Source organism: Nocardioides sp., assembly GCF_036274455.1.
Taxonomy (GTDB): Bacteria; Actinomycetota; Actinomycetes; order Propionibacteriales; family Nocardioidaceae; genus Nocardioides.
On record NZ_DASUFR010000084.1, the window covers coordinates 1 to 23,523 of the forward strand.

The 23,523-nt window shown below is 69.5% G+C and carries 26 protein-coding genes, 2 pseudogenes and 1 riboswitch; of the genes and pseudogenes, 12 read left to right on the forward strand and 16 right to left on the reverse strand.

Annotation, left to right across the window (positions count from 1 at the left end; genetic code table 11):
- Positions 1–228: 228 nt before the first annotated feature.
- The 3 genes from VFV89_RS08400 to VFV89_RS08410 all read right to left on the reverse strand — a co-directional run bounded on the left by VFV89_RS08400 (position 229) and on the right by VFV89_RS08410 (position 4,118).
- Positions 229–498, reverse strand: a complete 270-nt coding sequence (locus VFV89_RS08400) for a hypothetical protein (protein WP_329705473.1) — start codon at positions 496–498, stop codon at positions 229–231.
- 87 nt (positions 499–585) lie between these two features.
- Complete coding sequence (locus VFV89_RS08405) at positions 586–1,005, reverse strand: ester cyclase (protein WP_329705474.1); 420 nt, start codon at positions 1,003–1,005, stop codon at positions 586–588.
- A gap of 83 nt (positions 1,006–1,088) precedes the next feature.
- Positions 1,089–4,118 carry an ATP-binding protein gene (locus VFV89_RS08410; RefSeq protein WP_329705475.1) on the reverse strand — a complete coding sequence of 1,010 codons (3,030 nt, stop codon included), beginning with the start codon at positions 4,116–4,118 and terminating at the stop codon, positions 1,089–1,091.
- A 153-nt stretch (positions 4,119–4,271) separates the two neighbouring features.
- Here VFV89_RS08410 and VFV89_RS08415 point away from each other — a divergent pair, with 153 nt between their 5' ends.
- On the forward strand, positions 4,272–5,252 hold the full coding sequence (locus VFV89_RS08415; protein WP_329705476.1) for a helix-turn-helix transcriptional regulator: 981 nt from the start codon (positions 4,272–4,274) through the stop codon (positions 5,250–5,252).
- A gap of 79 nt (positions 5,253–5,331) precedes the next feature.
- Positions 5,332–5,811 carry a hypothetical protein gene (locus VFV89_RS08420; protein ID WP_329705477.1) on the forward strand — a complete coding sequence of 160 codons (480 nt, stop codon included), beginning with the start codon at positions 5,332–5,334 and terminating at the stop codon, positions 5,809–5,811.
- A 354-nt stretch (positions 5,812–6,165) separates the two neighbouring features.
- Here the strand turns inward: VFV89_RS08420 and VFV89_RS24840 are convergent.
- The 7 genes and pseudogenes from VFV89_RS24840 to VFV89_RS08450 all read right to left on the reverse strand — a co-directional run.
- Positions 6,166–6,246: pseudogene (locus VFV89_RS24840) on the reverse strand (XRE family transcriptional regulator); the annotation flags it as partial.
- A 27-nt stretch (positions 6,247–6,273) separates the two neighbouring features.
- Complete coding sequence (locus tag VFV89_RS08425; protein WP_329705478.1) at positions 6,274–6,546, reverse strand: CBU_0592 family membrane protein; 273 nt, start codon at positions 6,544–6,546, stop codon at positions 6,274–6,276.
- Positions 6,545–6,608, reverse strand: a riboswitch (guanidine-III (ykkC-III) riboswitch). Its footprint overlaps the gene before it by 2 nt.
- A 108-nt stretch (positions 6,609–6,716) precedes the next feature.
- Positions 6,717–7,553 (reverse strand): alpha/beta hydrolase, encoded by an 837-nt coding sequence (locus VFV89_RS08430; protein ID WP_329705479.1) that lies wholly within the window; start codon positions 7,551–7,553, stop codon positions 6,717–6,719.
- Complete coding sequence (locus VFV89_RS08435; RefSeq protein ID WP_329705480.1) at positions 7,553–7,711, reverse strand: hypothetical protein; 159 nt, start codon at positions 7,709–7,711, stop codon at positions 7,553–7,555. The genes VFV89_RS08430 and VFV89_RS08435 overlap by 1 nt, the downstream gene beginning before the upstream one ends.
- Before the next feature lie 17 nt (positions 7,712–7,728).
- Entirely contained in the window at positions 7,729–8,460 is a 732-nt protein-coding gene (locus tag VFV89_RS08440; RefSeq protein ID WP_329705481.1) for a hypothetical protein, read from the reverse strand.
- A complete protein-coding gene (locus VFV89_RS08445) occupies positions 8,457–9,170 on the reverse strand; it encodes an ABC transporter ATP-binding protein (protein WP_329705482.1) in 714 nt (237 codons plus the stop codon). Before VFV89_RS08445 ends, VFV89_RS08440 begins: the two co-directional genes overlap by 4 nt.
- Complete coding sequence (locus VFV89_RS08450; RefSeq protein ID WP_329705483.1) at positions 9,167–9,484, reverse strand: hypothetical protein; 318 nt, start codon at positions 9,482–9,484, stop codon at positions 9,167–9,169. Before VFV89_RS08450 ends, VFV89_RS08445 begins: the two co-directional genes overlap by 4 nt.
- A gap of 75 nt (positions 9,485–9,559) precedes the next feature.
- On the opposite strand from VFV89_RS08450, the gene VFV89_RS08455 reads away from it, so the two are divergent.
- The 5 genes from VFV89_RS08455 to VFV89_RS08475 all read left to right on the forward strand — a co-directional run bounded on the left by VFV89_RS08455 (position 9,560) and on the right by VFV89_RS08475 (position 15,559).
- Positions 9,560–10,147, forward strand: a complete 588-nt coding sequence (locus VFV89_RS08455) for a TetR/AcrR family transcriptional regulator (protein ID WP_329705484.1) — start codon at positions 9,560–9,562, stop codon at positions 10,145–10,147.
- A 78-nt stretch (positions 10,148–10,225) separates the two neighbouring features.
- Positions 10,226–11,365, forward strand: a complete 1,140-nt coding sequence (locus tag VFV89_RS08460; RefSeq protein ID WP_329705485.1) for an ABC transporter permease — start codon at positions 10,226–10,228, stop codon at positions 11,363–11,365.
- Complete coding sequence (locus VFV89_RS08465; RefSeq protein WP_329705486.1) at positions 11,362–12,042, forward strand: ABC transporter ATP-binding protein; 681 nt, start codon at positions 11,362–11,364, stop codon at positions 12,040–12,042. The genes VFV89_RS08460 and VFV89_RS08465 overlap by 4 nt, the downstream gene beginning before the upstream one ends.
- Before the next feature lie 47 nt (positions 12,043–12,089).
- Entirely contained in the window at positions 12,090–12,692 is a 603-nt protein-coding gene (locus VFV89_RS08470) for a TetR/AcrR family transcriptional regulator (protein WP_329705487.1), read from the forward strand.
- Between the two features lie 119 nt (positions 12,693–12,811).
- Positions 12,812–15,559: a LuxR family transcriptional regulator gene (locus VFV89_RS08475; RefSeq protein WP_329705488.1), complete on the forward strand. Its 2,748-nt coding sequence runs from the start codon at positions 12,812–12,814 to the stop codon at positions 15,557–15,559.
- A gap of 4 nt (positions 15,560–15,563) precedes the next feature.
- Here the strand turns inward: VFV89_RS08475 and VFV89_RS08480 are convergent, their stop codons facing one another.
- Entirely contained in the window at positions 15,564–16,340 is a 777-nt protein-coding gene (locus VFV89_RS08480) for an SDR family oxidoreductase (protein WP_329705489.1), read from the reverse strand.
- Positions 16,341–16,501: 161 nt separating this feature from the next.
- Between VFV89_RS08480 and VFV89_RS08485 the strand changes: the two genes are divergently transcribed.
- On the forward strand, positions 16,502–17,314 hold the full coding sequence (locus VFV89_RS08485; protein ID WP_329705490.1) for an alpha/beta hydrolase: 813 nt from the start codon (positions 16,502–16,504) through the stop codon (positions 17,312–17,314).
- A gap of 69 nt (positions 17,315–17,383) precedes the next feature.
- Here the strand turns inward: VFV89_RS08485 and VFV89_RS08490 are convergent, their stop codons facing one another.
- The 5 genes from VFV89_RS08490 to VFV89_RS08510 all read right to left on the reverse strand — a co-directional run bounded on the left by VFV89_RS08490 (position 17,384) and on the right by VFV89_RS08510 (position 21,216).
- Entirely contained in the window at positions 17,384–17,977 is a 594-nt protein-coding gene (locus VFV89_RS08490) for a hypothetical protein (RefSeq protein ID WP_329705491.1), read from the reverse strand.
- Positions 17,978–18,059: 82 nt separating this feature from the next.
- Positions 18,060–18,953, reverse strand: a complete 894-nt coding sequence (locus VFV89_RS08495; protein ID WP_329705492.1) for a patatin-like phospholipase family protein — start codon at positions 18,951–18,953, stop codon at positions 18,060–18,062.
- 23 nt (positions 18,954–18,976) lie between these two features.
- Positions 18,977–19,684 (reverse strand): hypothetical protein, encoded by a 708-nt coding sequence (locus tag VFV89_RS08500; RefSeq protein WP_329705493.1) that lies wholly within the window; start codon positions 19,682–19,684, stop codon positions 18,977–18,979.
- Positions 19,681–20,088, reverse strand: a complete 408-nt coding sequence (locus VFV89_RS08505) for a hypothetical protein (protein ID WP_329705494.1) — start codon at positions 20,086–20,088, stop codon at positions 19,681–19,683. The genes VFV89_RS08500 and VFV89_RS08505 overlap by 4 nt, the downstream gene beginning before the upstream one ends.
- Before the next feature lie 210 nt (positions 20,089–20,298).
- Positions 20,299–21,216, reverse strand: a complete 918-nt coding sequence (locus VFV89_RS08510; RefSeq protein WP_329705495.1) for a slipin family protein — start codon at positions 21,214–21,216, stop codon at positions 20,299–20,301.
- A 378-nt stretch (positions 21,217–21,594) separates the two neighbouring features.
- Here VFV89_RS08510 and VFV89_RS08515 point away from each other — a divergent pair, with 378 nt between their 5' ends.
- From VFV89_RS08515 to VFV89_RS08530, 4 genes and pseudogenes are all read left to right on the forward strand, one after another.
- On the forward strand, positions 21,595–22,308 hold the full coding sequence (locus VFV89_RS08515; protein ID WP_329705496.1) for a hypothetical protein: 714 nt from the start codon (positions 21,595–21,597) through the stop codon (positions 22,306–22,308).
- A 91-nt stretch (positions 22,309–22,399) separates the two neighbouring features.
- Positions 22,400–22,750: a hypothetical protein gene (locus VFV89_RS08520; RefSeq protein WP_329705497.1), complete on the forward strand. Its 351-nt coding sequence runs from the start codon at positions 22,400–22,402 to the stop codon at positions 22,748–22,750.
- A 39-nt stretch (positions 22,751–22,789) separates the two neighbouring features.
- Positions 22,790–23,146: a DUF488 domain-containing protein gene (locus VFV89_RS08525; protein ID WP_329705498.1), complete on the forward strand. Its 357-nt coding sequence runs from the start codon at positions 22,790–22,792 to the stop codon at positions 23,144–23,146.
- 92 nt (positions 23,147–23,238) lie between these two features.
- Positions 23,239–23,523 (forward strand): annotated as a pseudogene (locus VFV89_RS08530) (PucR family transcriptional regulator); the annotation flags it as partial.

The following is a 23,523-nucleotide window of genomic DNA, read 5'->3' on the forward strand; positions in this document are numbered from 1 at the left end:
GCCGCCGCTTCGATGAGCTCGACGAGTTCGACATGGCCGAGCCATGCCAGACCCAGCCATGCCGATGACCTGCGACACGCTATGCCGATGTCGTGAGACACCCCATTCCGATGTCCTGAGCCAGCACACTGCCCCCGCTACAAAGTGGAACAGCAGGTCAGTGGCCGTTTCCGGAGAGTTCCGGAGGCGGCCTCTTTCCGTTCCCGGGGTGCCGCTGTGGGCAACTCTTCAGGGCGCGAGGAGGATCTCCATCGTCTCGGGGAGGACCGTGTCGTACTTCATGGCCTCGGTGAACTCGTCCGTCGGGTTCTCCAGCGCGGCGAAGAGAACGTCGAGATCCGCGACGTCCATCACCAGTCCGACCTTCGTCCGGTCCTGGGGGTTCACGAACGTCCGGAGGTTGCTGGCGCCCAGCGAGGGCAGGAGCTCCTCGCGCTTCGGCGATGAGAGCCAGTGGTCGGTGTCGGTGACCGAGTGGGTCACGATGATCGTGGGCATTGCTTCTCCTTGCGCGGTGTGTTCGAGATCGGTGGCAAAACGGACGGAGCATCAGGCGACAGCCGAGCTCCGGGCAACCAGGGTGTGCTATGTGGACGCACCGGCTGGTACGACGCCGAGCTGCTGCATCAGCGAGAGCATGTCGGCTACCCCCCAGTGCTCGCAGACGAGGCCGGCCGGGTCGAAACGCATGATGTCGATGAGCTCCACATCGGCAGACGCACCGGTCGCCGGGATGCCGATGAACTCGCCGCTCTGGGTTCCGCTGACCCGTACTCGTGCCACGGTCTTGTCTCCGCTCGCGATCATGTCCTGGACAGCCATGTGCCAGTCGGGGAACGCGGCGAGCAGGTTTCGGAAGAAGTCGAGGGTGCCCTCCCTCGTAGGGGGATACCCGGGACCTCCCTGGTGCTCGACGAAGTCGGCGGCCAACAGGTCACCGAATCTGTCGAGGTCTCCCGCGTTGATCAGTTCGTAGGTGCTTCGCATCGTCGCGGCGTGGTCCACGGTCGCACTCTCCCTGTGGTCTGGGCCTGCGGCCGTCGTGACCGCGGCCGCGTCGATTGTGTTCGCGGCAGACGGCGCAGACATCACTCGATCGAGTGATGCACCAGGGCGGCGAGTGCGACGCGGTTGGGTACGCGCAGCTTGGAGAAGATGTGGCGCAGGTGGGTGTTGACGGTGTGCGGGGACATGTACAGCTGCCGCGCCACAGCGATGTTCGTCAGCCCCTCGGCGACCAGCCGCGCCACCACCTTCTCCGTGTGTGTGAGGCTCTCCCAGCCATTCGTCGGCCGGTCCCTGCTCCCTCGGGGACCGGGATGGATGCCCATTGCTCGTAGCTGTGCCCGGACCCGGCCTGCCCAGGCATCGGCTCCCGCATGCTCATAACGCAGCAGTGCTTCGTTCAGGAGCGCGGCTGACTCGTCTCGTCGCCCGTGGTCGGTGAGAAGCCCGGCCGCGTCCTCGCAGGCGCCGGTGAGCTCGACCAGATGTGGCGACTGGCGAGCCAGCGCCACGGCCTCGACCAACTCCTCGACGTCACCGTCGACCAGTCCCTGACAGCGCAACGCCACGCTGCGCAGTGTGGGTACGTCGGGCGCCAGCGCTGCGCTTGTCGCAAGGACGCCGGCCACGTCGCCGGCGACATCTCGATGACCCAAGGTCAGGGCTAGGCGCACCAGGTTCGGGGCGAGGCAGCGGTGGTAGAAGTGGCTCTCCCTCGCGATGTCGAACCGCCAGCAATGCAGCAACATGTCGTAGGCGCCGTGGTGGTCACGTTCGGCGACTCTGAGCTCGGCAAGCGCACTGGCGAGGATTCCTGCGTTGTAGGGCAGCTGATCCCCCTCCAGCACAGGGACGAGCGGGGCGGCGAGCTCCGTGGCGGCCAGGTGGTCGCCCATGGCTGTCGCGATGATGGTCCGGTAGGCCAGCGACTGGTTGACCAGGAGTGGGTTGCCCTTCTCTGTCGCGGCCTGTCCGCCGGCGACCAGACCGGGGACGGCGTCGGCCCAGTCCCCGATGACGAACGACGCCTGCGCGTCGGCCATCAACGTCTCGGAGAGCCACCAGGCGGAGCCGAACTGGTCGTCGAGAGCCTCCCGGAAGGCCGCGCGCGCCTCGGTGACGAGGTCACAGTCGAAGAGGGCCAGGCCGAGGAAGAACTTCGGCTGGAGCGGCAGGGATCTCATGTCCTGCGACTCGGAGGCCAGCGCGGCGGCACGGCGGGCGTGGGCGAGGGCCTCGCCGAAGCGGCCCCGTCGCCCGACCGCCACCATGAGTGCTGTCAGTGCCCACACGGTCATCGCCGCGTCGTTCGCCCCTTCGGCGATCGCCAGTCCCCGGGCGGCGGCAGACTCGCCGCCGCGGGGGTTGCCCGAGTAGGTCAGCGCCCAGCTCTGCTGGGCCAACATCATCACCTCGCCGGAGGGTCCAAGCTCGACCGAGTCGAGACTGGCCTGCGCGAGTGCGATGAGCTCGTCCGCCCGGTTCTGCAGCGCCAGAGCGCCCACCAGCACAAGGCGTAACGGGATGTCCACCTCGGGAGCATGTCGCCGCGCGAGGATGGCTTCTGCACGGGCCGAGGCCTCGGCGACCTGGCCTGCGCGCAGCAGCGCCTGGACGACCTCCGACGCCACCGGATCGGCCTCGTGATGCCCGACCGGCAGCAATGCCTCGGCGCGGCGCATGAGCTCCGCGGTGACCGGCGGCGCCTGTGCCGATGCCTCACCCGCTGCTTCGCGCAGCCATGCGACGGCTTGTTCGTCACCACGGTCCGCACCGCGCACGAGATGGTCGGCGACCTCGAGTCTGTTGGCCCCCGCCGCCATCAGAGCGACCGCGGCTTCGCGATGCAGCACCCGGCGGACCGACGGCGGAATGCGTTGGTAGATCGCGTCATGCACTAGCTGGTGCCTGAAGACGACTCGCTCGTCGGCCTTGTCTAGAAGCTGGGTGTCGAATGCAGGGCCCAGCTCACCGACGACGTCGACCGCGGGCCGGTGGGCGACCGCAGCGACATCGCGCAACGAGACCGCGTCCCCGAGAACCGCGGTGATCCGCAGCAGCTCCAGGGTCTCCGTCGGTAGGTGATGCAGACGGCGCACGACCAGGTCACCCAACGAGGCCGGCAGCTCCGACGTCGTTGCCTCGATGCCGTCCTCGGTGTCACGCAGAAGGCCCTCGTCGGCCAACGAGCGCAACATGGCCGTGACCCACAGCGGGTTCCCGCCCGCCTTCGCGAGCAAGGCGCTCAGCTCAGGACCAGGAGCGGCGCCGAGCACGTGGCGGGCAAGCAGGGCCACGTCGTCAGGCGTCAGCGGCAGCAGATCGAGGGCGCGCGCTCCTCCGGCAGCGAGGTCCTCCAGCAACCGGGCCACGTCGGCCGATCGCGGCGAGGGCCGGGCGGTGACGACCACAAGCAACGGCTCCAGCGTCAGATGGCGCGCGAGAGACAAGATCGTCGCCAAGGTCGCCTGGTCCGCCCAGTGGATGTCCTCGACCACCAGCAGCACGGGGCCCTGGGTGCACGATGACTCCACCAGGTCCACGATGTCCTCGATGATCCGGTACTGAGAGTCGCCCGCGAATCCAGGGACAGCGCCCGCGCCTCCGCCACCACCCAGGAGCGCACCAAGTGCAGCCCTTCGAGGATCCCCGGACCGCCGGGTCAGGTCCAGCGCGGCCGCAATCGCACCGAACGGACGGGTGCGCTCGAACGGATGAGCCTGGCCGACGAACGCCGCCATCTTCTGGGCGCGCGCTTCCTCGACGATGCCCTCCACCAGACGTGTCTTGCCGATGCCCGCTTCTCCTTCGATGACGAGCACGGACGCTCGTCCCCCGCGGAGGTGCCGCAGCTCAGTTGCCGCAAGGGCTACCTCGGCATCCCGTCCCACCAGGCCTTCCGACGACACGCTCACAGGTTTCCCCACGATCGGACGACCGTCCATACGATGTCGGGTCGGCGCCGGCGGCGGACCTTGCGACCGCCGCGCGCCGATGCGAGGGTCGATCCCAGTGACGTGTCCCTGCCTGGCCTGAAGGTTTGTGTTCCGCTGAACATCTGGGGTGTTCTGGACAATGACCTTGTCCTCGACGAAGGTGACGCCTGGTGGCATTCAAGATCGGGCGTGTCAGCACGAGCGAACCTTTGGCCCACGACCAGCCAGTCCAGTGCCTGACCCACCTGCAGACGCGGTGAAAGGGCCCGACGCGGCGATCGCGGTAGCGTGGCCTTCTCTGGACGACCTGCGAAAGGGAGGCTCGAATCGGTGAGCCGCACAGTTGCGGCTGGCCAGGGAGATGCTGGGCGGAGACCCTCGGATCCGTTCGAACAGTTGGTGACGCGGATCGCTGCCGACATGCGCCAACTTCGTGCACCAGCGGAACGTATCGCTGAGGAGGCGCATTATTCGCGGCCCCACTTCGAGAGGGTCGTCAGCGCGATCTCTGGCGAGACCCCCACAGCGTTCTGCAGGCGCATTCTGATGGAACGGGCCGCCTACCGAATGATCCATACCGATCGGCACCTACTCGACATCGCGCAGGAGGCTGGTTTCTCTTCGCACGAGGCCTTCACGCGGGCCTTCCGCCGCGCCTACGGATCTAGCCCATCGTCGTGGCGCCAGCGTCCGTCCAAGTTCCAACTTCCCTCACCCAACAACGTGCACTTCTATCCGCCCGCCGGCCTCAGGCTGCCGCCACGCGATCGATCTTCCCAGGATGCCGTGGTCTGCCAGATGGTCGAGCACCATGTCTGGGTCACCACACAACTCGTCGAACGTGCTCTCAGAATCTCCGACGCCGACCTCGATGCACCTCTCCCCAATCGCGTCGACGGCATCGACGGCAACTCACTACGGTGGCTGCTCTCGCGACTCATCGGGCAGATGGACATGTGGCTGGCCGCCATGAACGACCGCGAGTACAACTTCGCTTGCGAGAATGCCGAGTCCGTCGCCTCCATGCAGCGACGCATCGCGAGCGTCGGGCCACAGTTCGTGGCGTCCGTGCGAAGTGTCGCTCGGGAAGGAGCCTTCGACGAGACTTTCGTCGACGCCTTCTTCTCACCGCCGATGGTTGTCACCTACGCCGCGATGGTGTCCCATGTCCTGACTTTCTCGGCCCATCATCGACTGATCGCGCTAACCACATTGAAGCGGCTCGGCATGACCGACCTGGGTTACGGGGACCCGAAGACCTGGTTCACCTCATCGTGGCAGCCCGAAGCCCGCCAACGGGACCAGGTTTGATCGGCTCCCACCCGTTGCTGTCGCCGCAATGGTGAATCTGATCAAGCGCCCAGCCCGAAACTCATCGAACATGTCAATCGTGAACGACACGATGCAAGAGATAACCGATCCGGTCGCCCTTGCAGACGACTCCTGCTGGTTCTGCAACGACTCCCTCAGAGACGCACCGCCTCCCGGCGGTTGGCTGATAGAAGACAAACATTGGCGGGTCGGCGCTGCCCCTGCGACCTACGCCATCCCGGGCGCCGTCATCCTGGAAGCCCGACGACACGTGCTGGATCAAGCCGCCTTCAACGAAAGCGAGCGACGCGATTACGCCGACGTCACGGGACGAGTCATCGGGGCCATTCGAGCGTCCACGGGCTGCGACCGCGTCTACCAGTGGGCAACCATGGACGCGTACCCCCACTTCCACCTCTGGCTGCTGCCGTGGTGGACCGATAGCACAGAGCGGGGACCCGCCTACCTCTCCGCATCTGTTCTCAACATCACGCCAGATGAGAACGCGACCGCGCGGGCTGCCAAGTCCATCGCGACGGAGCTGGGGGCTACAGCATGATGAGAGGGCCGCTGGACGGGGAGATCGCGCTCGTGTCCGAGCATCTCGTGGACTCGGACGAGGCTGTGCCATCGAGTTGGCGGCGACCGGCGCCTACGTCGCCGCCACCGCACGCAGCGTCGGCGTCGCCGCAACTCGAACCTCTGTGCCAGACCTGACGATCGAGGCCACCCTCGACGCCGTAGAGGCCGCCGGCGGAGAAGGCGAAATCCACATTGTGCGACCACTCCGGGCTCGAAGACGGTCAGGGAGAACCGGGCCGGTTGTTCTCCGGCATCGGCCTACCCGTGGTCGACGTCCCCGGCGAACCCGATGGCGTCGCCGGCGTTGAGGGTGGCTTCCTGGTCGCCGACCGCTGAGGCGCAGCAGTGCTCCGGCACTGGGGTTGGCTGCACCCTGCTCGACGTTGACGAGCATCCGGCGGCTCACTCCGGCCGCCATTTGGCCAGGTCCCGGTTCGGCTCAGCTCCCGTGGGAGACCGCGACCGGCCGCCCGAGCGACTTCCGGACCATCGACCAGACCGAGACGGCGGCCCACGTGGCTTCGAGCAGGATGAAGCCCCACTCCAGGCTCACAACGGCCGTGACGGTCAGCGCAGCCGAACCCACGGCGTTGACCGCAAGGTAGATGTAGGAGGACTGCTGCAGGCGTCCACCCAACGCCGCAACGAAGGCGGCGAGGATCAGCAGGGACCCGGTGACCTGGACGACGTCGTACATGACGAGGCTCCTCACGACACCGTCTTGTCGCTGGCCGGGTACGGCGTGCCTCGTCCGGTCGCCCGCTCGGGCGCTCCCACCATTGTGCCGGGTTCGAACAGCCCGTGGGTGGTCAGATTCGTCACCAGACCACGGGTGGTCGGTCGCGTGGGATCCCCGTGGGGCTCAGTTCGGGCAACTCGACCTCACGCCGTTCGGAGCAGATCCGCGATGTCGCCCGGATGGTCCAGGGGAAGGTGATGGTCGCCAGGCACGACCAGCGTGCGGAAGCCGGGCATCGGGACCCGGTCCGCGGGTAGGGATGCGTCCTGGTCCTGGTCGCCGTGCACGATGAGCGTCGGGCACGTGACTCGCTGCAGGTCGGCGCCGACGCTCTGGTTCTCGATGATGTTGGCCAGGGAGCGGGAGTAGGACCACCAGGAGTGGTCGACGGTGGCCCGGGCGACGGCCGCCGGGACGCGGCGCAGATAGAGCGGTGCGATGCGCCGGCTGATCGGTTTGGACGCCTGGCACCAGACCGCGCAGAAGAGCCGCGATACGGGTCCGTACAGGAGGGCCCGACGTAGTCGTGTCCTGCCGATGGCCTTGCGGGCTGCGGCGGCGGATTCGAAGACGGGCATACCGATGAGGGTGAGCCGGCTGACGAGTTCGGGACGGTCAGCGGCCAGACGCAGGGCGATGAGCGCGCCCATGGAGTGCCCGGCCAGGATGGCCGGGCCGAGCGGGCCCAGCGCCTCGAGGGTGGCCACGACCGCGCCCACATGGTCGGCGTAGTCGTATGCGACCCGTGCGGGCCGAGGAGACACGCCGAACCCGAGCAGGTCGATCGCGATGACTCGATGATCGGGCAGTCGGCCGGCCACGTCCCGCCAGTACTCGGCGCTTCCGAGGATGCCGTGCAACAACACCACGGTCGGTTGGCTGCCGTCGCCCCACTCGGTCGCAGCCAGTACTGGTGTGGTCGGACGCCGGACAGCGCTGGGTTCGGAGTCGAGGGTGTCGACGGGCCCAAGTGATGCCATCAGTGGCCGCCCGGTTCGATGACGCCGGTGAGGTGGAGCACGATTGCGGTGCTCACGACGAGGATCACCAGGAGGAAGCCGGTGATGGCGCCTCGGCCGAGCTTGGTGCGTGGAACGGCTTCGTGCTCATCTTCGGGCAGGCGCGGGAGCTGGTTCATGGCTGATCTCCTTCAGGTCAGGCGACGTCGGTGCGTCGGATACGTGCGACGCAGGCCGCCAGGACGACGGCGGCATAGAGAGCGAGCAGACTCAGTGCCGGGGCGGTGCCGAGACTCCCCTGTCGGCTGCCCGCGACGGCCTGGGCGAGCGCGCCCGGCAGGTAGCTGCTGACCTTCGGCGCACTGTCGATCAGCAGGTTCTCGATCACCTGGACCCAGACGAAGATGCCGATGATCGCCCCCACCTGATTGCGCATCAGCCCTCCGATGCCGAGGCCGAGCACCGCCCAGAGGGCTCCGTCCGCGGCGCCGCCGAGGATGCCGTGCAGAAGGTCATCGTGGTCGAGCAGAACGGTCACGTCGCGCATGTGCAGCAGACCGAGCGTGAGTGCCGCTGCCGAGACTGTGGCAAGAAGCCCGAGGGCGAAGCCGACGAGGGCGCTGGTGCCGGCCTTGCCCAGCATGACGGTCGATCGGTCCGGTGCGGCGACCAACGTGGGACGGATGGTTCCGTAACGGAACTCACTGGTGACTGCGGCGGCGCCGGCCAGGGCGGCGAAGACCGAACCGAGATTCTGGCCAGCGATGAAGATTCGCATCTGCGTGGGGTGCTTGGACACGTCCTCGAGCGCGAGGCCCAGGCCGTGCAACGTCACGGCGAGGACGACCAACCCGAGCATGGCGAGCAGGAGCCACAACATTGTGCGTGTGGTTCGAAGCTTGAGCACTTCGGCCCTCACCACGGTCATGCAGTGACCCCCGATGTGAGCGCCAGGTACGCCTCCTCGAGGCTTCGACCGTCCTGCAGTGACTTCAGGTCGGTGTCGGCAAGGAGCCGTCCCTCGCTGATCACCACGACGCGGTCGACCGACTGCGAGAGCTCCGCGAGCAGGTGGCTGGAGACCAGGGCGGTACCTCCGTTGGCAGTGAAGTCCTGAAGCAAGGAACGCAGCCAGGCGACCCCGGCGGGGTCGAGTCCATTGGCGGGCTCGTCGAGCAGCAGCACTTGTGGATTGCCGAGAAGTGCAGCCGCGAGGCCCAGACGCTGGCGCATCCCCAAGGAGTAGGTGCGGACCTGCCGATGCGCAGCCTTGGTCAGACCCACCGTCGCCAGCACGCCACCGATCGGGTGCTCGTCGAGGCCTGCAAGGGCGGCGATCACTCGGAGATGGTTGTAACCGGATCGTCGGGGGTGGAAGTCGCCGGACTCCAGCACTGCTCCGACCGTGCGGGCCGGTGATGCGAGGTCCCGGTAGGCCCGGCCGCCGAAGAGCGTGACGCCGGCTGTGGGTTCGACCAGTCCGAGCATCATCCGCAAGGTGGTGGACTTGCCGGCGCCGTTCGGTCCCAGAAAGCCGGTGACCGTTCCGGGCGACAGGTTGAAGGAGACGTCAGCGACCACGGCTCGGTTGCCGTAGGTCTTGGTGAGTCCGCGCACCTCGACCTCGACGTTCGTCACGTGGGTCGCCTGTCGGCTGCGCGGGCCTGACGTGCAAGGCGGCTGACGCGGCGGCGCACGTGTTCGGCCTGGGCATCGTCGCGAGCGCGGTCCGCCAGCTCGGCGGCCTTCGCAGGCGAGACCAGGCCGAGTCGTACCGCGGCTGCCAATCGCTCGACAACGTGGCTGGCGCGGACTGCCGCGGCCACGGAGCGGCGCACCGCCTCATCGCCATCCGCGAGGCGTGCTGCCTCATCAGAGGACAGTCGACCTGCCTCCAGGAGGTGCTTGACCTGTCGATCGCTGAGACCGTGGTGCGGAGTCGTGTTCGTCATGCCGACAAGTTATCGAGACAGACTGCATCATTCAAGACAATTTGTTTCGATCTTGTCGCTATGTAGCATTCGAGCATGCCGAGGCTGTGGACCACCACGATCGAGACGCATCGTCACGAGGTGCGAGCCGCGGTCGTGCAGGCCACCGGACAGCTCGTCGCAGAGCGCGGCCTCAAGGGCGTCTCGATGTCGGCCATCGCCCAGCTCGCCGGCATCGGCCGCGCCACGCTCTACAGGTACTACCCAGACGTCGACGCGATCCTTAACGCGTGGCACGAGGACCAGGTCACGGGCCACGTCGAGCGGCTGCTCGCAATCAGCGAACAGGCCGGCCCGGCGATCGAACGGCTGCGCCGCGTCCTCGCGGCGTACGCGGAGTCGAGGCAGCACTCGAGCCACGAGGACGCCGCCGACCTGGTCGCGTCCCTGCACGCAAGCCAGACCGTTCACCACCATCTGGAACAGCTCACCCGGGTCGTCGAGGGATTGATCGAGACCGCAGCCCGGGACGGCGACGCGCGTGGCGACGTGCCGCCCGCCGAGCTGGCGACCTTCGCACTGGCGGCCATGAGCAGTGCCGCGCACAGCAAGAGCAAGAACGCGATCAGCCGACTCCTCGCGGTCACGTTCGATGCGCTGTCGCCACGAGCAACCCGCGCGTAGGACGGGCGGTGATCCGTCGCCAGACCCCTCGGCGCCCCGACGATCTGTTCCCGACAGGGTGTCGGTATCATGGCTGTCATGAGACCGTCGTTCCTCGCGTTCCGGGAGCTGTCCTTCGCGCGGGGGCGGTTCGTGCTGATGGGAGCAGTGGTAGCTCTGGTCGCCGTACTGATGGTCCTGCTGAGCGGACTGTCCGTCGGGCTGGTGAACGATGGGGTGTCCGGGCTGCAGCGGCTGCCGGTCACGTCGTTCGCGTTCCAGCAGGACGTGGAGAAGAGCTCGGCCTTCTCGCGCAGCGTGGTGGGGACCGAGGTTGCGAAGCGCTGGGCGGCGCAACCCGGGGTCGCGGACGCGGCACCGTTCGGGAACACGTTGGTCAATGGGCGGAGCAGTGACGGTGTCGAGGTGGATCTCGCGCTGTTCGGAATCGAGCGCGGATCGTTCCTCGAGCCGGACGTCAGCGCCGGGGTGCCGTTGTCCAGCGACGGCCAGGTCGTGCTGGCGCAGTCCGCCGACACCGAAGGCATCGCACTCGGCGACACCATCGTCCTCGAGCCGAGCGGGCAGCAGCTGAAGGTGGTCGGGTACCTCGACGGGCAGCACACCTTCGGCCACGTCGACATCGGGTACGTGACGCTGCGGAGCTGGCAGCAGGCCAAGGCCGGGCTCGGCGACGGCGAACCGCTGCCCGAGCGTGTCCTGAACGAGGCGACCGCGGTCGCCGTCCGGGCCGAGGCAGGTGCCGACCCCGACCTCGCGGCCGGCGACAAGGCGGCCGGTACGACGTCCCTGACACTCGAGGACTCCTACGGCGCTTCACCTGGGTACACGGCGGAGACCTCCACCCTCCAGCTGATCCAGGTCTTCCTCTACCTGATCTCGGCGCTTGTCGTCGGAGCGTTCTTCACCGTCCTGACCATTCAGCGTCGTGGCGAGATTGCCGTGCTGCGCGCCCTCGGAGCCAGCAAGCGCTACCTGCTCATGGAGAGCCTCCTGCAGTCGGTGGTGCTGCTGGTGGGATCGGCTGCGGCCGGCATCGCTGCCGGGCTGGGCCTGGGGGCGTTGATCAGTGGCACTGAGATGCCGTTCGCTCTCGAGGCCGGTCCGATCGCAGCAGCGACGGGACTGCTTCTCGTCCTGGGCGTGGCAGGCGCAGGCGTCGCCGTCCTGCGCATCACTCGCGTCGAGCCGCTCGCAGCCCTGGGAGGCAATCGATGACTGCTACGGCGACTGCCGGCCTCGAGCTGGCCACGGTGACGCTTGTTCACGGCGACGGAGACGAGACGGTGACCGCTCTCGACGCCGTCGACCTGAGACTCGCCGCGGGTGAGTTCGCGGCAGTCGTCGGGCCTTCCGGATCCGGGAAGTCGAGTCTCCTCGCGGTGGCCGGCGGCCTCACCACCCCGGCCTCGGGGCGGGTCGAGGTCGCCGGGACCGACCTGGTGGCTGCGTCACCCCGCGAGCGCGACGCCGTTCGGCGCCGGCAGATCGGCTTCGTGTTCCAGAGCACGAACCTGGTGCCGGCCCTGACTGCTCTCGACCAGGTGCGCCTTCCGTTGACCTTCGAGCGGCGCCGGGACGCACGGGATCCGCGGGAACTCCTGGCCGAGGTCGGCATGGAGCGCAGGGCCGGTCGGCGTCCGCACGAGCTGTCCGGAGGCGAGCGGCAGCGGGTCGGTATCGCCCGCGCACTGGTCACCCGCCCGCGCCTGCTCCTGATCGACGAGCCGACCGCGGCGCTGGATCGCCAGCGCAGCCAGGAGATCGTGGGCTTGCTCGCCCGGGAAGCACGCGAGCACGACGTCGCCACACTGATGGTCACCCACGACCACGACGTCCTGCACCACTGCGACCGGGTGTATGAAATGGTCGACGGGCGCCTGACCCCGGCCTGAGGCACCCGCTTGGGCTGCGCAGATCACCTTCGGCGAAGGGAGCGACCATGCCTCGCATCGACGCGCCGACCGTCGCCGAGCACCACGCCCGCCAGCGACGTGCCTTGCTCGACGCCGCCCGTGCCCTGCTGGCCGAAACCGGTCAGGCTCCGTCCATGGCCGAAGTGGGCCGACGAGCGGGACTGGCCCGCAGCAGTGTCTACCAGTACTTCGACTCGCCTCACGGGCTTCTCCACGCCGTCGTGGCCGACGTGTTCCCCGACTGGGCGAGCCGAGTCCAGCACCAGGTCGACCAGGCCGGCTCACCCGGCGAACGGGTCTGGGCCTACGTCGAGGCCAACATCGCTCTCTTCGCCAGCTCCGAGCAGGCCGTGGCCGAAGCACTCGCACGCGTGGTCGACCCCTCCGTACTCCGCGGGCCGATGCAGGACTTCCACGCCCAGCTCCAGGTGCCCCTGCGCGAGGCGCTGGAAGACCTCGGCGAACCCGACGTCGCTCGCATGGCCGAGACCATCGACGCGCTCATCGTCCACACCAGGCGGCGCCCAGACACCACCCACGTGCGCGGCAACGGGGAAGTCCCGGACGACCAGGCCCTCGCTCTGCTGCGCCGCCTCATCGGTGGCTACCTCCGGGTGACTTCGGACTGAGCGACCGGTGCTTGGCGTGTACCCCAGCGAGCCCGGCGCTCCTGGGGGACCTGCACTCCTGCTGAGACAACAGCGACCGGAGGTGGACCGGGTGGGAGCTTTCCCACGATGCTTGCGTCGTGACTGCGACGGCCGGTCGGCGCCTCGTCGGGCGGGACGACGAGATCCACCTGCTCCGTGAACGGTTGGACGCCATCGGTGCCCGACCGGTCGTGACGGGGCTGGAGGGGGAGCCCGGCTCCGGCAAGACGGCGCTGCTGGCCGAGATCGTGGCCGAGGCGCGGTCACGCGGGGTCGCGGTCATCATGGCTCGGGGCAGCGAGGCGGAGGCGAACCTTCCGTTCGCCGCGCTCCATCAGCTGCTGCGACCGCTGCTGCACAAGGTCGACCAGCTCTCGACCCCGCAGCGTCGGGCGCTGCTCGCGTGCTTCGCGATGGGCGAGGACGACGAGGTCAACCCGCTCTTCGTCTCGCTGGCGACGCTCGAGCTGCTGGTGGAGCATGCTCTGGGCGCGCCGGTCCTGGTCGCCCTGGACGATGTCGACCGGATGGACGGGCCGTCGGTCGATGTGCTGGGCTTCGTCGTCCGACGGCTTCAGGGGGAGCGCGTCGGGGTGGTGTGCACGTCGCGGCCACCGGCGTTGGAGCTGGGCGATGGGTCGACGGACGAGTGGGTAGGGCTCGATGGCCTGGACGTTGACTCGTCGACCGAGCTGCTGCGCTCTCGCTCGACGCGGCTCTCGACGACTCTCGAGCAGCGTGTCGTGCGAGAGGCCGGCGGGAACCCGCTGGCCCTGCTCGAGTTCGCGTCGGCGCTCGAGGCGGGTCGACTGACCTGGACCGACCTCGACGACGACCTCCCGATGACCTCACGGCTCGAGACCGCCTTCGCGGTACGAGCCGGAGAGCTCGACCACGCGGCACGGGCCGTTGTCGACGTTGCGGCGGTCGACGACGGCAGCAGCCTCGGCGACGTCCTCGCCGCGGCCACGATCCTGCACGGCGCCGCTCTGGGGCCCGAAGCGCTCTCGACACCGCAGCTGCTGGGCTTGCTGACGGTCTCCGGGGACCAGTGCCGGATCGCCAGCCCGCTGGTCGGCTCCGCCCTCAGGCAGACGATGTCGGCGTCCAGACGGAGGCAGGCGCATGCCGCGCTCGCCGAAGTCCTGGTCGCCGATCGTGACCGAGCGATCTGGCACCGGGCCGCGGCTGTGCAGGGTCGCGACGAGCAGGTCGCGACGGACCTGGAGCGAGCGGCCGCCGACGCGCGACGACGTGGCGCGGTCGCCACCGCCGTTGCGTGGCTGGACCGCGCAGCCGCGCTGAGTCCCGCCCCCGAGTCGCGGGCGTCGCGCCTCCTCGGCGCTGCCGAGCTGGCCTTCGAGCTCGGCCGCTTCGACCAGGTGGAGGAGATCAAGGCGCGGGTGGCCGGCACCGAGCTCAGCCTGCGTGACAGGTCCCGGCTCACCTGGCTGGAGGGGGCATTCCACGACGGCTCGTCGAGCGAGCCGGCCGAGGTGAGCCGCCTGGTGGGCCTGGCCCGCCGGGCCACGGTGGACGGCGACGTCGACCTTGCGCTGCAGCTGCTGTTCGGAGCCGCTCGCCGGGTGTGGTGGCGAGATCCGGGGGACGACGTCAGGGCCGAGATCATGGCCGCGGTGCGACAGGTGCCTCTGCCGGCTCGTGATCCGAGGATCCTCGCCGCGATGGGGCTCGCCGAGTCGTTCGACCTCAGCCCGACCGTCATCGAGCAGCTCGGGGCGTGGCCTTCGGACGCGGACGGGCGACCGGACCTCGCCGGGCTGCTCGGCATCGCGGCGTTCTGCGTCGGGGAGTTCGACCGGGCTGAGGTGTTCCTGACGATCGCGATCCAGGAGCTGCGCGCCCACGGCCGGCTGAGCCTGCTGGCCGAGGCCCTGGCGATCCGCGCGTGGGCCGAGGTGAACCTCGGTGTGTTCGACCCTGCGCGCTCCGCCGAGGAGGCCGTGCGGCTCGGCGACGAGACGGGGCAGGCCGTGTGGGCGGCAACGGCGCGCATCGCCGTCGCGGTCGCCGACGGAGTGGCCGGCCGGTGGGACCCGCGGCACGCACTGCTCGCCGAGGCCGAACACACCGCCGTACGCATGCCCAACGCGAGCTCGTCCCTCCTGGCCGGCGTGCAACAGGCCCGCGGCATGGCCGAGCTGGGCGCTGACCGTCCGGAGCAGGCGTACGGCGAGCTCCGTCGCATCTTCATGCCCGACGACCCGGCGTTCCAGCGCGTGCAACAGCTCTGGGCCGTCGGCTACCTCGCGGACGCCGCCGTGCGGACCGGTCGTCGCGACGACGCGCAAGAGCTGCTCGGGGCGGCGATCCAGCTGGCCGGCCCCACGCCGGCGTCCGGGTACGCCGTCGCCTTGGAGTACGCCGGCGCGGTGCTCGCCGACGACGTGTCCGCCGAGGCCGCGTTCGGGGACGCGTTGGCCGGCGGTGCCAGCTGCTACCCCTGGCACCGGGCGCGCCTCCAGCTCGCCCAGGGATCGTGGCTGCGCCGGCGGCGCAGGGCGGTCGAGTCCCGTGAGCCCCTCCGGGCCGCTCGCGGGACGTTCGCGGCGCTGGGGGCCGGCACCTGGGCGGCGAGGGCCGACCAGGAGCTCCGGGCGGCGGGTGAACCGGGGTGGCAACCCGTGGCGAGCCCGCGCGAGCACCTCTCGGCGCAGGAGGCGCAGATCGCGGAGCTCGCAGCGCAGGGGCTCTCCAACCGGGAGATCGGACAGCGACTCTTCGTGTCGCACCGCACGGTCGGCTCGCACCTCTATCGCATCTTCCCGAAGCTCGGGATCACCAGCCGGAACCAGCTCGCCGTCGCACTCGCGCCCCGGGACTGAGCTGTCAGAGCGTCGGGACGAGCCCGCCGTCGAGGGTGATGTCAGCGCCGGTGAGGTTGGGCCACCGGCCACTGGCGAGGACCACGGCGAGGTCGGCGACCTCCTCGGGCCGGGTGAAGCGGTTCGTCACCATGGCGGCGGCCGCCTGCCGCTCCACGGAGGCCGGGTCCTGCCCGGTGGCGCTCCCGACGACATCCGCGACACCGCCGGAGCCGAGCCAGAGGTCGGTCGCGACCGGGCCCGGGTTGATCGCGTTCGCCCGGACGCCCCGGGCGCCGTACTCCTTGGAGACCGACTTCGTGAGGTTCACCAGCGCGGCCTTCGCGGCCGAGTAGTCGACGACGAGGGGATCGGGAAGGACGGCGTTGACCGAGCCGATCGTGACGATGCTGCCGCCACCCCGCGCGACGAGCACGGGCAGCGCCGTGCGGATGGCGCGGACGTGAGCGAGCAGATCGAGCTCGAGGGTCTGCTGCCACATCTGGTCCGTGACGCTCTCGAACCCTTCGGGGCGCGGGCGGACGAAGCCGACGTTGTTGACGAGGACGGCGAGGTCGGGCCCAGCGGCCTCCACGAGCCGGCCAGGACCGTCGGGCGTCGCGAGGTCGACCTCGACGACCTGCACGCCGTCGGCCACGAGGGCGGCCAGCTCGTCCGTGGTCGACAGTGATCCGGCGACGACGCGGGCTCCCTCGCGGGTGAACGCCCGGACCGTCGCCAGCCCGATGCCCCGGCCGGCACCCGTCACCAGGACGGTCACACCCTCCAGCTGCAGCTCCATGGCGAAGACGCTAGGAGTGGCGTCGGACCCGCGTCTTGAGTCGGATGACTGAGTCGCTCCGCGGCGCCGGGGTTCGGTCATCGACAGTCATGTGACTGAAGCCGACTGCTCGCCTCGAGGGTCACGATCGCTCCGTCACCCACTCGACGGAGGAGCAGAACATGTCCGACACGCGACGCCCAGTGGTCTTCATCCACGGTCTCTGGCTGCACGCCACCTCGTGGCAGCCGTGGGTCGATCTCTTCGACCAGGCCGGTTACGCGGCCACCGCCCCCGGGTGGCCCGGCGACCGGGAGACCGTCGAGGAGTCCCGAGCGAATCCCGACGACATCGCCGACAAGGGGATCGACGACGTCGTCGAGCACTACCTGCGGCTCTTCGAGGGCCTGGACCGCAAGCCGATCCTGGTCGGGCACTCCTTCGGCGGGATGATCTCGGAGAAGCTGCTCGGAATGGACGCCGCGGACGCGGCCATCGCCATCGACGCCGCTCAGATCAAGGGGGTGCTTCCCCTGCCGCTGTCGGCGCTGCGCGCCACGCTGCCGGTCTTCAAGAACCCGGCGAACAAGCACAGGGCCGTCTCGCTGACCAGGGAGCAGTTCCGCTACAGCTTCGGCAACGCTGTCAGCGAGGAGGAGTCCGACGCGCTTTACCACGCCTGGACGATCCCCGCGCCCGGCAAGCCGCTGTTCGAGGCAGCCGCGGCGAACTTCTCGCTGCACTCGCCGGCCGCTGTCAACACGCACAACGACGACCGCGGCCCGCTGCTGCTGATCATGGGCGGCAAGGACCACACGGTGCCGGAGGTGATCACGAAGTCCACGCTCAAGCAGTACCGCGACTCCGTGGCGGTCACGGACATGCTCGAGTTCGAGGACCGCGGCCACTCGCTGGTCGTCGACGGTGGCTGGAAGGACGTCGCCACGGCCTGCCTCGAATGGCTCGAGAAGCAGGGGCTGCGCGGCGACTCCTGAACCACGGCTCGAGCCTCGTTCCCGACGGCGTGCGCCCATCAGGCCATGAGCAACCAGTGGCTGGTATCCCTACCGGCCCGTCTGGAGGTCTTCGGTCCGCTCGCCCATGTCGGCAGCGCGGATCAGTGATGAGACGAGCCCCTGGGCCTTCGTGATCGCCTGGTCCAGCGTCAGCAGCCCGACCTCGACCTGCCCGGCTTCCAGGGACCACTTCGCCGCTGCCATGTCCTGGATGAGGGAGTCGTTGATCTCGATCGCCTTCCGGTGCAGCAGCGCGGCCTTCGCCAGCCGGAGCTGCTCCAACTCGGCCCGGCGCGCGCGGTCGGTGGCCTCGCCGAGCAGCACCCCCAGCAGCAGCATGGGCAGGCAACGTGACAACCAGCCGGTCGGCGTGAGCGAGACATCCCGAGCCACCACCCAGACCACGGTCAGGCCTATCGCCACGAGGCCGGCGACGGCACCGCCGCGCACGCCGTACGCGACCGCCATCAGTGCGATGGGGAGGGCGTAGAGCATCGAGTACGCGTCCATCGGGGTCCCCGTGAGAAGACGGAGCGTCAGGATCGCCGCGAACAGTGCGACCGCCACGCCCAGGGCGAACCGGGGACGCTGCTGGAACCAGGGCTGGACCGCAGCCGCCCGACGCGAGCTTCGATGGATCATGGCCCCAAGCGTGTGCGACCGATCGCCGCAATGGCAGGGACCAAGGTCACTAGTGAACGTGACCCACCGAGAACCCGGTGGTTCATGCGGCGCTCGTGCGGTCGTCCGATGGTGGAGGGGCGCTTCGGTGGTGGTGGAGCGAAAGGAATCTCTCCTGGGCCGGCAGGGCGTGCATGCCCTGGGCCAGCCAGGTCCGGGAGGCGTGCTCGGAGCGGTCGATCAGCTCGTGGGCGTGTCCGAAGTCGGCGGCGGAGACGCTGAGAGGACACAGCGGAGGTAGCACGTGGACGCTGATCGACGGGTCGTATCCCGCCACCTCATCGATCAGCCGTTGCTCGATCAGCAGGGTCAGTGCCTGGACGGCCACGCCGAGGGCGGAGCGAGGCGGAGTGGTGAGCGCGCAGGGGTAACCGGCGGGAAGGACGTAGACCTCGGTCGCGCCGAGCTCGACCGCCTGGCTGACCGCAGCGTGGTGCGCCACGCCTCCGTCGACGAGCAGCCGTCCGTGGTGCGCCACGGGTGGGAGGACGCCGGGGATCGCGCAGCTGGCGAGGACCGCGGCGGTGGGGTCGCCCGTGGACAGGAGGACCTCCTCGCCGCAGAGGAGGTCGGTGGCGACCATGTGCACGGGTATCCGTGCGTCCTCCAGCCGTCCCATGGTCACGTGGTCGTCGAGTAGCCGGCGCAGACCCGTGTCGGGGAAGAGCGACCGCGCTCGACCGGCCACCGCGAGCAGCGCGCGGCGCGACGCAACCGGGAAGACGTCGGAACGTCGCAGCCCTCCCCACAGAGCGGCGAGCCGCGCGAGAGACTCCGGTGACGTGCCGTGCTGGGCCACCCAGGCCGCGTTGACGGCGCCCGCGGAGGTGCCGACAAGGAGGTCCGGTCGTACTCCACGGGCGCCGAGGGCCTGGAGCATGCCGACCTGGACCGCGCCGAGGCTTCCGCCCCCGGAGAGCACGAATGCGGTGGGCACGGTCGCCTCGGCTCGGGCTCGGCTCAGCGGAACCGCGCGGGGAACTGCGCGATGATGCCCGAGCTCAGGGCGTCGGCCATGTCGAGGATGTGGTGGTGGATCGCGTCGTAGGCGCGGATGCTCGCTCGATAGTGGTCGGTCAGCTCCGCCGACGCCTCGGCCAGGGTCTGGTCGAGGTGAACGCGCATCATGTCGCGCAGCGCGGTCCGGGGCCAGACGCGAGGGTCGAGTGCGGAGATGGCATCGGCGACGTCCTTCCCGTTGGCATACCAGCGGGTGTTGGCGGAGTCGAGGGCAGCCTGGTCGCCTGCCTTGGCGGCCTTGAGGACCTCGACCGCGATCGTGATGTGGTCGTGGAGGAGTCCGGCCAGCCGGTCGCCGGCTCGGTCGCCGTAGAAGGGCTTGATCGCGTCGCCGATGTCGACCTGGTTGCGCAGCAACCGCCTTGCGGCGGCGGCGAAGCCGTCGGAGTCGTCGGCAAAGGCAACGATCGCTGCTCGCGTCCACACGATGTGGTCCTCCCACAGCTTGCGCATCTCGTCGTGGAAGCGAGCCTGGGACGCGCTCATCGCGTGGGTGCTGTCCGCGTGGGCGTGCGCGTTGGCGTGGCTCTCCGCGTGTGCCTCGTCGTGGCTGCTCGTGGCGCCGACGATCAGCGCAGCGAGGAGAGCGACGGCCGCCAGCACCGCAACCGGGATGGGGAGGGCCGCCCGCATCGAGGAGTTGTTCATCGGGGTTCCTTTCGGGTGCGCGGGAGGCCGAGGACTGCCACGGCGGCAGCCACCTCCGCGAGACTCGTGACCGTTCCGAGGACGTCGACCGGCTCGGGCTCGGGGATCAGCAGCGGGATGCCGGTGGTGCGGGAGAGGAGGTAGCACCCGGAGACGCCCAGCAGGACCGCCGCGATCCGGTACGCCGGCCCCGGGGAGGTGCGCACTCCGAGCGCTGCCGCGGCGAGGAGCAGCACCGACAGGCCGAACGCTGCGCCGATGAGCGGACCCTCCTGGAGGTGCGCCGGCACCAGGGCAGCGTGCACGCCCGCACTCGCAGCGCAGACCATGGCGACCCCGTCGCGCACGGGTCTGTGGACCTTGGCCCGCCCGGGGTCGACCGTCGAGACGGCAGAAGGGCTCATGCCATGCTCGTGTCGCGCTGACCGTGGTGCTTACCCGGCGGGACGGGATTGTCCGTCAACGGTAAGAACGCCGTCCTTGGACGACACGAACCGCTCGACGACGTGCGGATCTGGCGGTTGGCTCAGCCGGCGTGTCGGGTCACCTGGCGGCGCGGCGAAGGTCTGGCCCGCGGCGTGGACACCCACCGCAGGACCACCCGCATCGTGAGGTCAACCGCACTGCCCGGCCAGGAACCCGTGCGCGTCCGGGATAGTCTGCAGCGACATCTGTGGGGGAGTCCGGGGCGCGGCCCGGTCGCCCGATTCGGCCAGGGCGGGTACCGCCTCCTCGCGCAGGTCGGTCCCGTTCGCCCTACCCAGGGTCGACTCGGCGGGGGTGGTCCGTTCGAGGAATCGCAGGAGCTCCACGGGGAAGGGCAGCACGAGGGTCGAGTTCCGTTCAGCAGCCACCTCGACCACGGTCTGGAGTAGCCGTAGCTGCAACGCGGCAGGGTGCTCCGCCATGACCTCGGCCGCCTGGGCGAGCTCCTCCGATGCCTGGAGCTCTCCGTTGGCGGTGATGACGCGGGCACGTCGCTCGCGCTCCGCTTCGGCCTGCCGTGACATCGAGCGCTTCATCGACTCCGGCAGCGCGACGTCCTTGATCTCGACTCGCTCGATGTGGACGCCCCAACCCAGGGCCGGGCTGTCGATCATCAGTGCCATGCCCTGGTTGAGCTGCTCGCGGTCCGACAGCAGGTCGTCGAGGTCGCTCTTCCCGATGATGGAGCGCAGCGAGGTCTGGGCGACCTGTCCGATCGCCGCGAGGTAGTCCTGGACGTCGACGACCGCGCGCACCGGGTCCATCACGCGGAAGTAGACGACCGCGTCCACGCGAACCGTGACATTGTCCCGGGTGATGCCGTCCTGTGCCGGAACGGGCATGGTGACGATCTGCATGTTGACCTTCTGCAGCCGCTCGACGAACGGCACCAGGAGCGCGAGGCCCGGTCGTCGCGGCCCCGAGACGACTCTCCCGAGCCGGAAGACGACGCCGCGCTCGTACTGCTTGATCACCCGGACGCCGGCTCCGACGACAACGGCGCCCGCGGTGCCGACGAGCAGAAGCGTCCAGAGAAGGAAGGTCATGGTCTCTCCGTTTCCGAGCTCGCTCTCGACCTCCACCCTCCGCGATCTCGGCACCGTCGAGAATGGCCGACGTCGGCGATTCTCTCGGGCCGCTGCTTTCCGATACCCGGCAACAAGCAGCAGGGCTCGGGCTGAGTCGAGGTCGTCCGCATCACAACGCGAAACGGGTCGGGATGGACCAATTGCCGGATGTCGGCAAGCAAGGGCCGCACTTGTCCGCCGGTGACGGCCAGTGACCAATGGCAGCGCGCCGGGCACGGTGGAGGTCGTGAGGTTCGAACCAGTCGGCGCTGGACCCGGTGGCAGCCCGCAGGGGCCGAGCCGCGTCACGGCTGGTGGCTCCGTCGTATGGCGGACCATCGAGCCGAGGTGGCCGACGTGAGCGTGTATCGGGCCGGTTGGCTCACGCTCGCGCTGTGCTCGGCTGTGGTTGGTCTCGGTGCTGCCGTGGCCCTGCTCGAGGCCGCGGTGCTGGTCGTGATGCCGCTCTTCGCGATCGTCGGCTTCCTGGGGGCAACGATCTTCGGCCCCCACTCCGCTGCCGCCACACCGTGGAGCCGGACCCTCCGCCTGTGCCGTGTCGCCGCTCTGTCGGCCACAGCGGGCGGCGCCGCGGCGGGACTCGTGGCTCTCCTGGGCATCCCCGGCTTGCTTGTGGTGATCGTCGTCGCGGCAACGTCGCCCGGCGCCCTCCGAACCTGCCGACACGGACTGCGCTCGGTGCGGCGCCCGACCCCGGGACAGCTCGACTCGCTCGCTCGCTCGTTCGCGTACGCGAACCCGATGTTCGTCCCGTCCGAGCCGACGATCGACCTGCGTCTGCTCACCGACGACCAGCTGCGCCACGCCTGGCAGGACAGCGAGGCCGCGATCGCGAGCCCGCCCACTGCACGCGCGCTGTTGTGTGCCATCGAGGTGCGCGGGCAGTACCTGGACGAGATCGAGAGGCGGCAGCCGAGCCTCCCCAAGGCATGGCTCTCGTCCCGTGCCGGCGCGCCAGGGAGTGCCCTGCCGTACGCCGCTGCGGCGAGCCTGGAGTCACCGACCATCGACTGGGACGAGCTGATCGGTGGTCAGGCGAGCGACCGATGACCACGTGGGACCGGATCCTTTCCCGCCCGGTTGTGGACCGCCGCGCCTGCACGGGCAGGTCAGTCACAACAACACCGGGAGGGAGTCAGCAATGACAGTCAGCGAGTTCGTGATCTCGTTCATCGTCATGGCCGTCGCGGTCATGACCATCCTCGTGGTCGGAACCATCGGCGCCGCGGATCTGCTGCACCGTCCGCGCAGAGCCGACGGGGCTGAGAAGTCCTCGGACGGCGGCCATCCTGCAGAGCCGGAGGACGCCGGAGCGCGTCCGGCCTCCCGGCAGGACTCCCAGCGCGAGTCCGTCTCCCCTCATGACGCCGAGGTGGTCGACGCCCTCCTGCCGCTGGGCTCCCGCCTCTCGTTCGTCTGGCATCCGAGGAGCCGCCGCGCCATGGGCCCGGGCACGGACCACGAGGACCCGCCGCGCGGCCGGGCTGCCTGAGGCCACGAGGTGAACAATCGGAGGCGAGGAGTGACCCAGGTGCGTGAGGTGCAGGTGCGGAGGATCTACGACGACCCGTCGGACGACGACGGCATCCGCGTGTTGGTGGACCGGCGGTGGCCTCGGGGGGTGAGCAAGGCCCGTGCCGAGCTGGACGAGTGGTGCGTGGACGTGGCCCCGTCGGATGCGCTGCGAAGGTGGTACGGGCACGCTCCGGAGAGGTTCGACGAGTTCAGGTCTCGCTATCGGCAGGAGCTCGAGGAGCCTGGGAGGGCCGCGGCCCTGCGGCACCTGCGGGTCATGGCGGCGCACGGCCGGCTGACGCTGCTCACCGCGACGAAGCGGGCCGAGCTGAGCCAGGCGGCCGTGCTCGCGGAGATCCTCGGCGCCGGTTGAGCGCGTCGGTGCGTCCGCGCTCGAGGTGGCTTGCCGGGGGTGAGGAACTGCCATGTACTGGCGGTGGTGTCGCTGATGGACGGGACGTGGGCGTGAACAGTGATCGAGCCGTGGATCGGGGCTCGGGTCGGGACGAGGGGTGGCTGCTGCGGGTGGCCGAGCTGGCCAGCCGGGACGCCGGTGGGGTGTCGGGTGAGTTCCTGGGCGACTATCTTCCGATGCTGGCCGAGGCGGCGACGTTCGGTCGGTTCCCGGGGCGGGCCCAGCTCGAGGCGGTGCGGCTGCAGGGTCGCCGGGCGGCCGAGGCCGGGGTGCCGGCGGGTCGGGGGGTGGACCTGTATCTCTCGGCGGCGCGTCGGGTGTGGACCGAGCTTCCG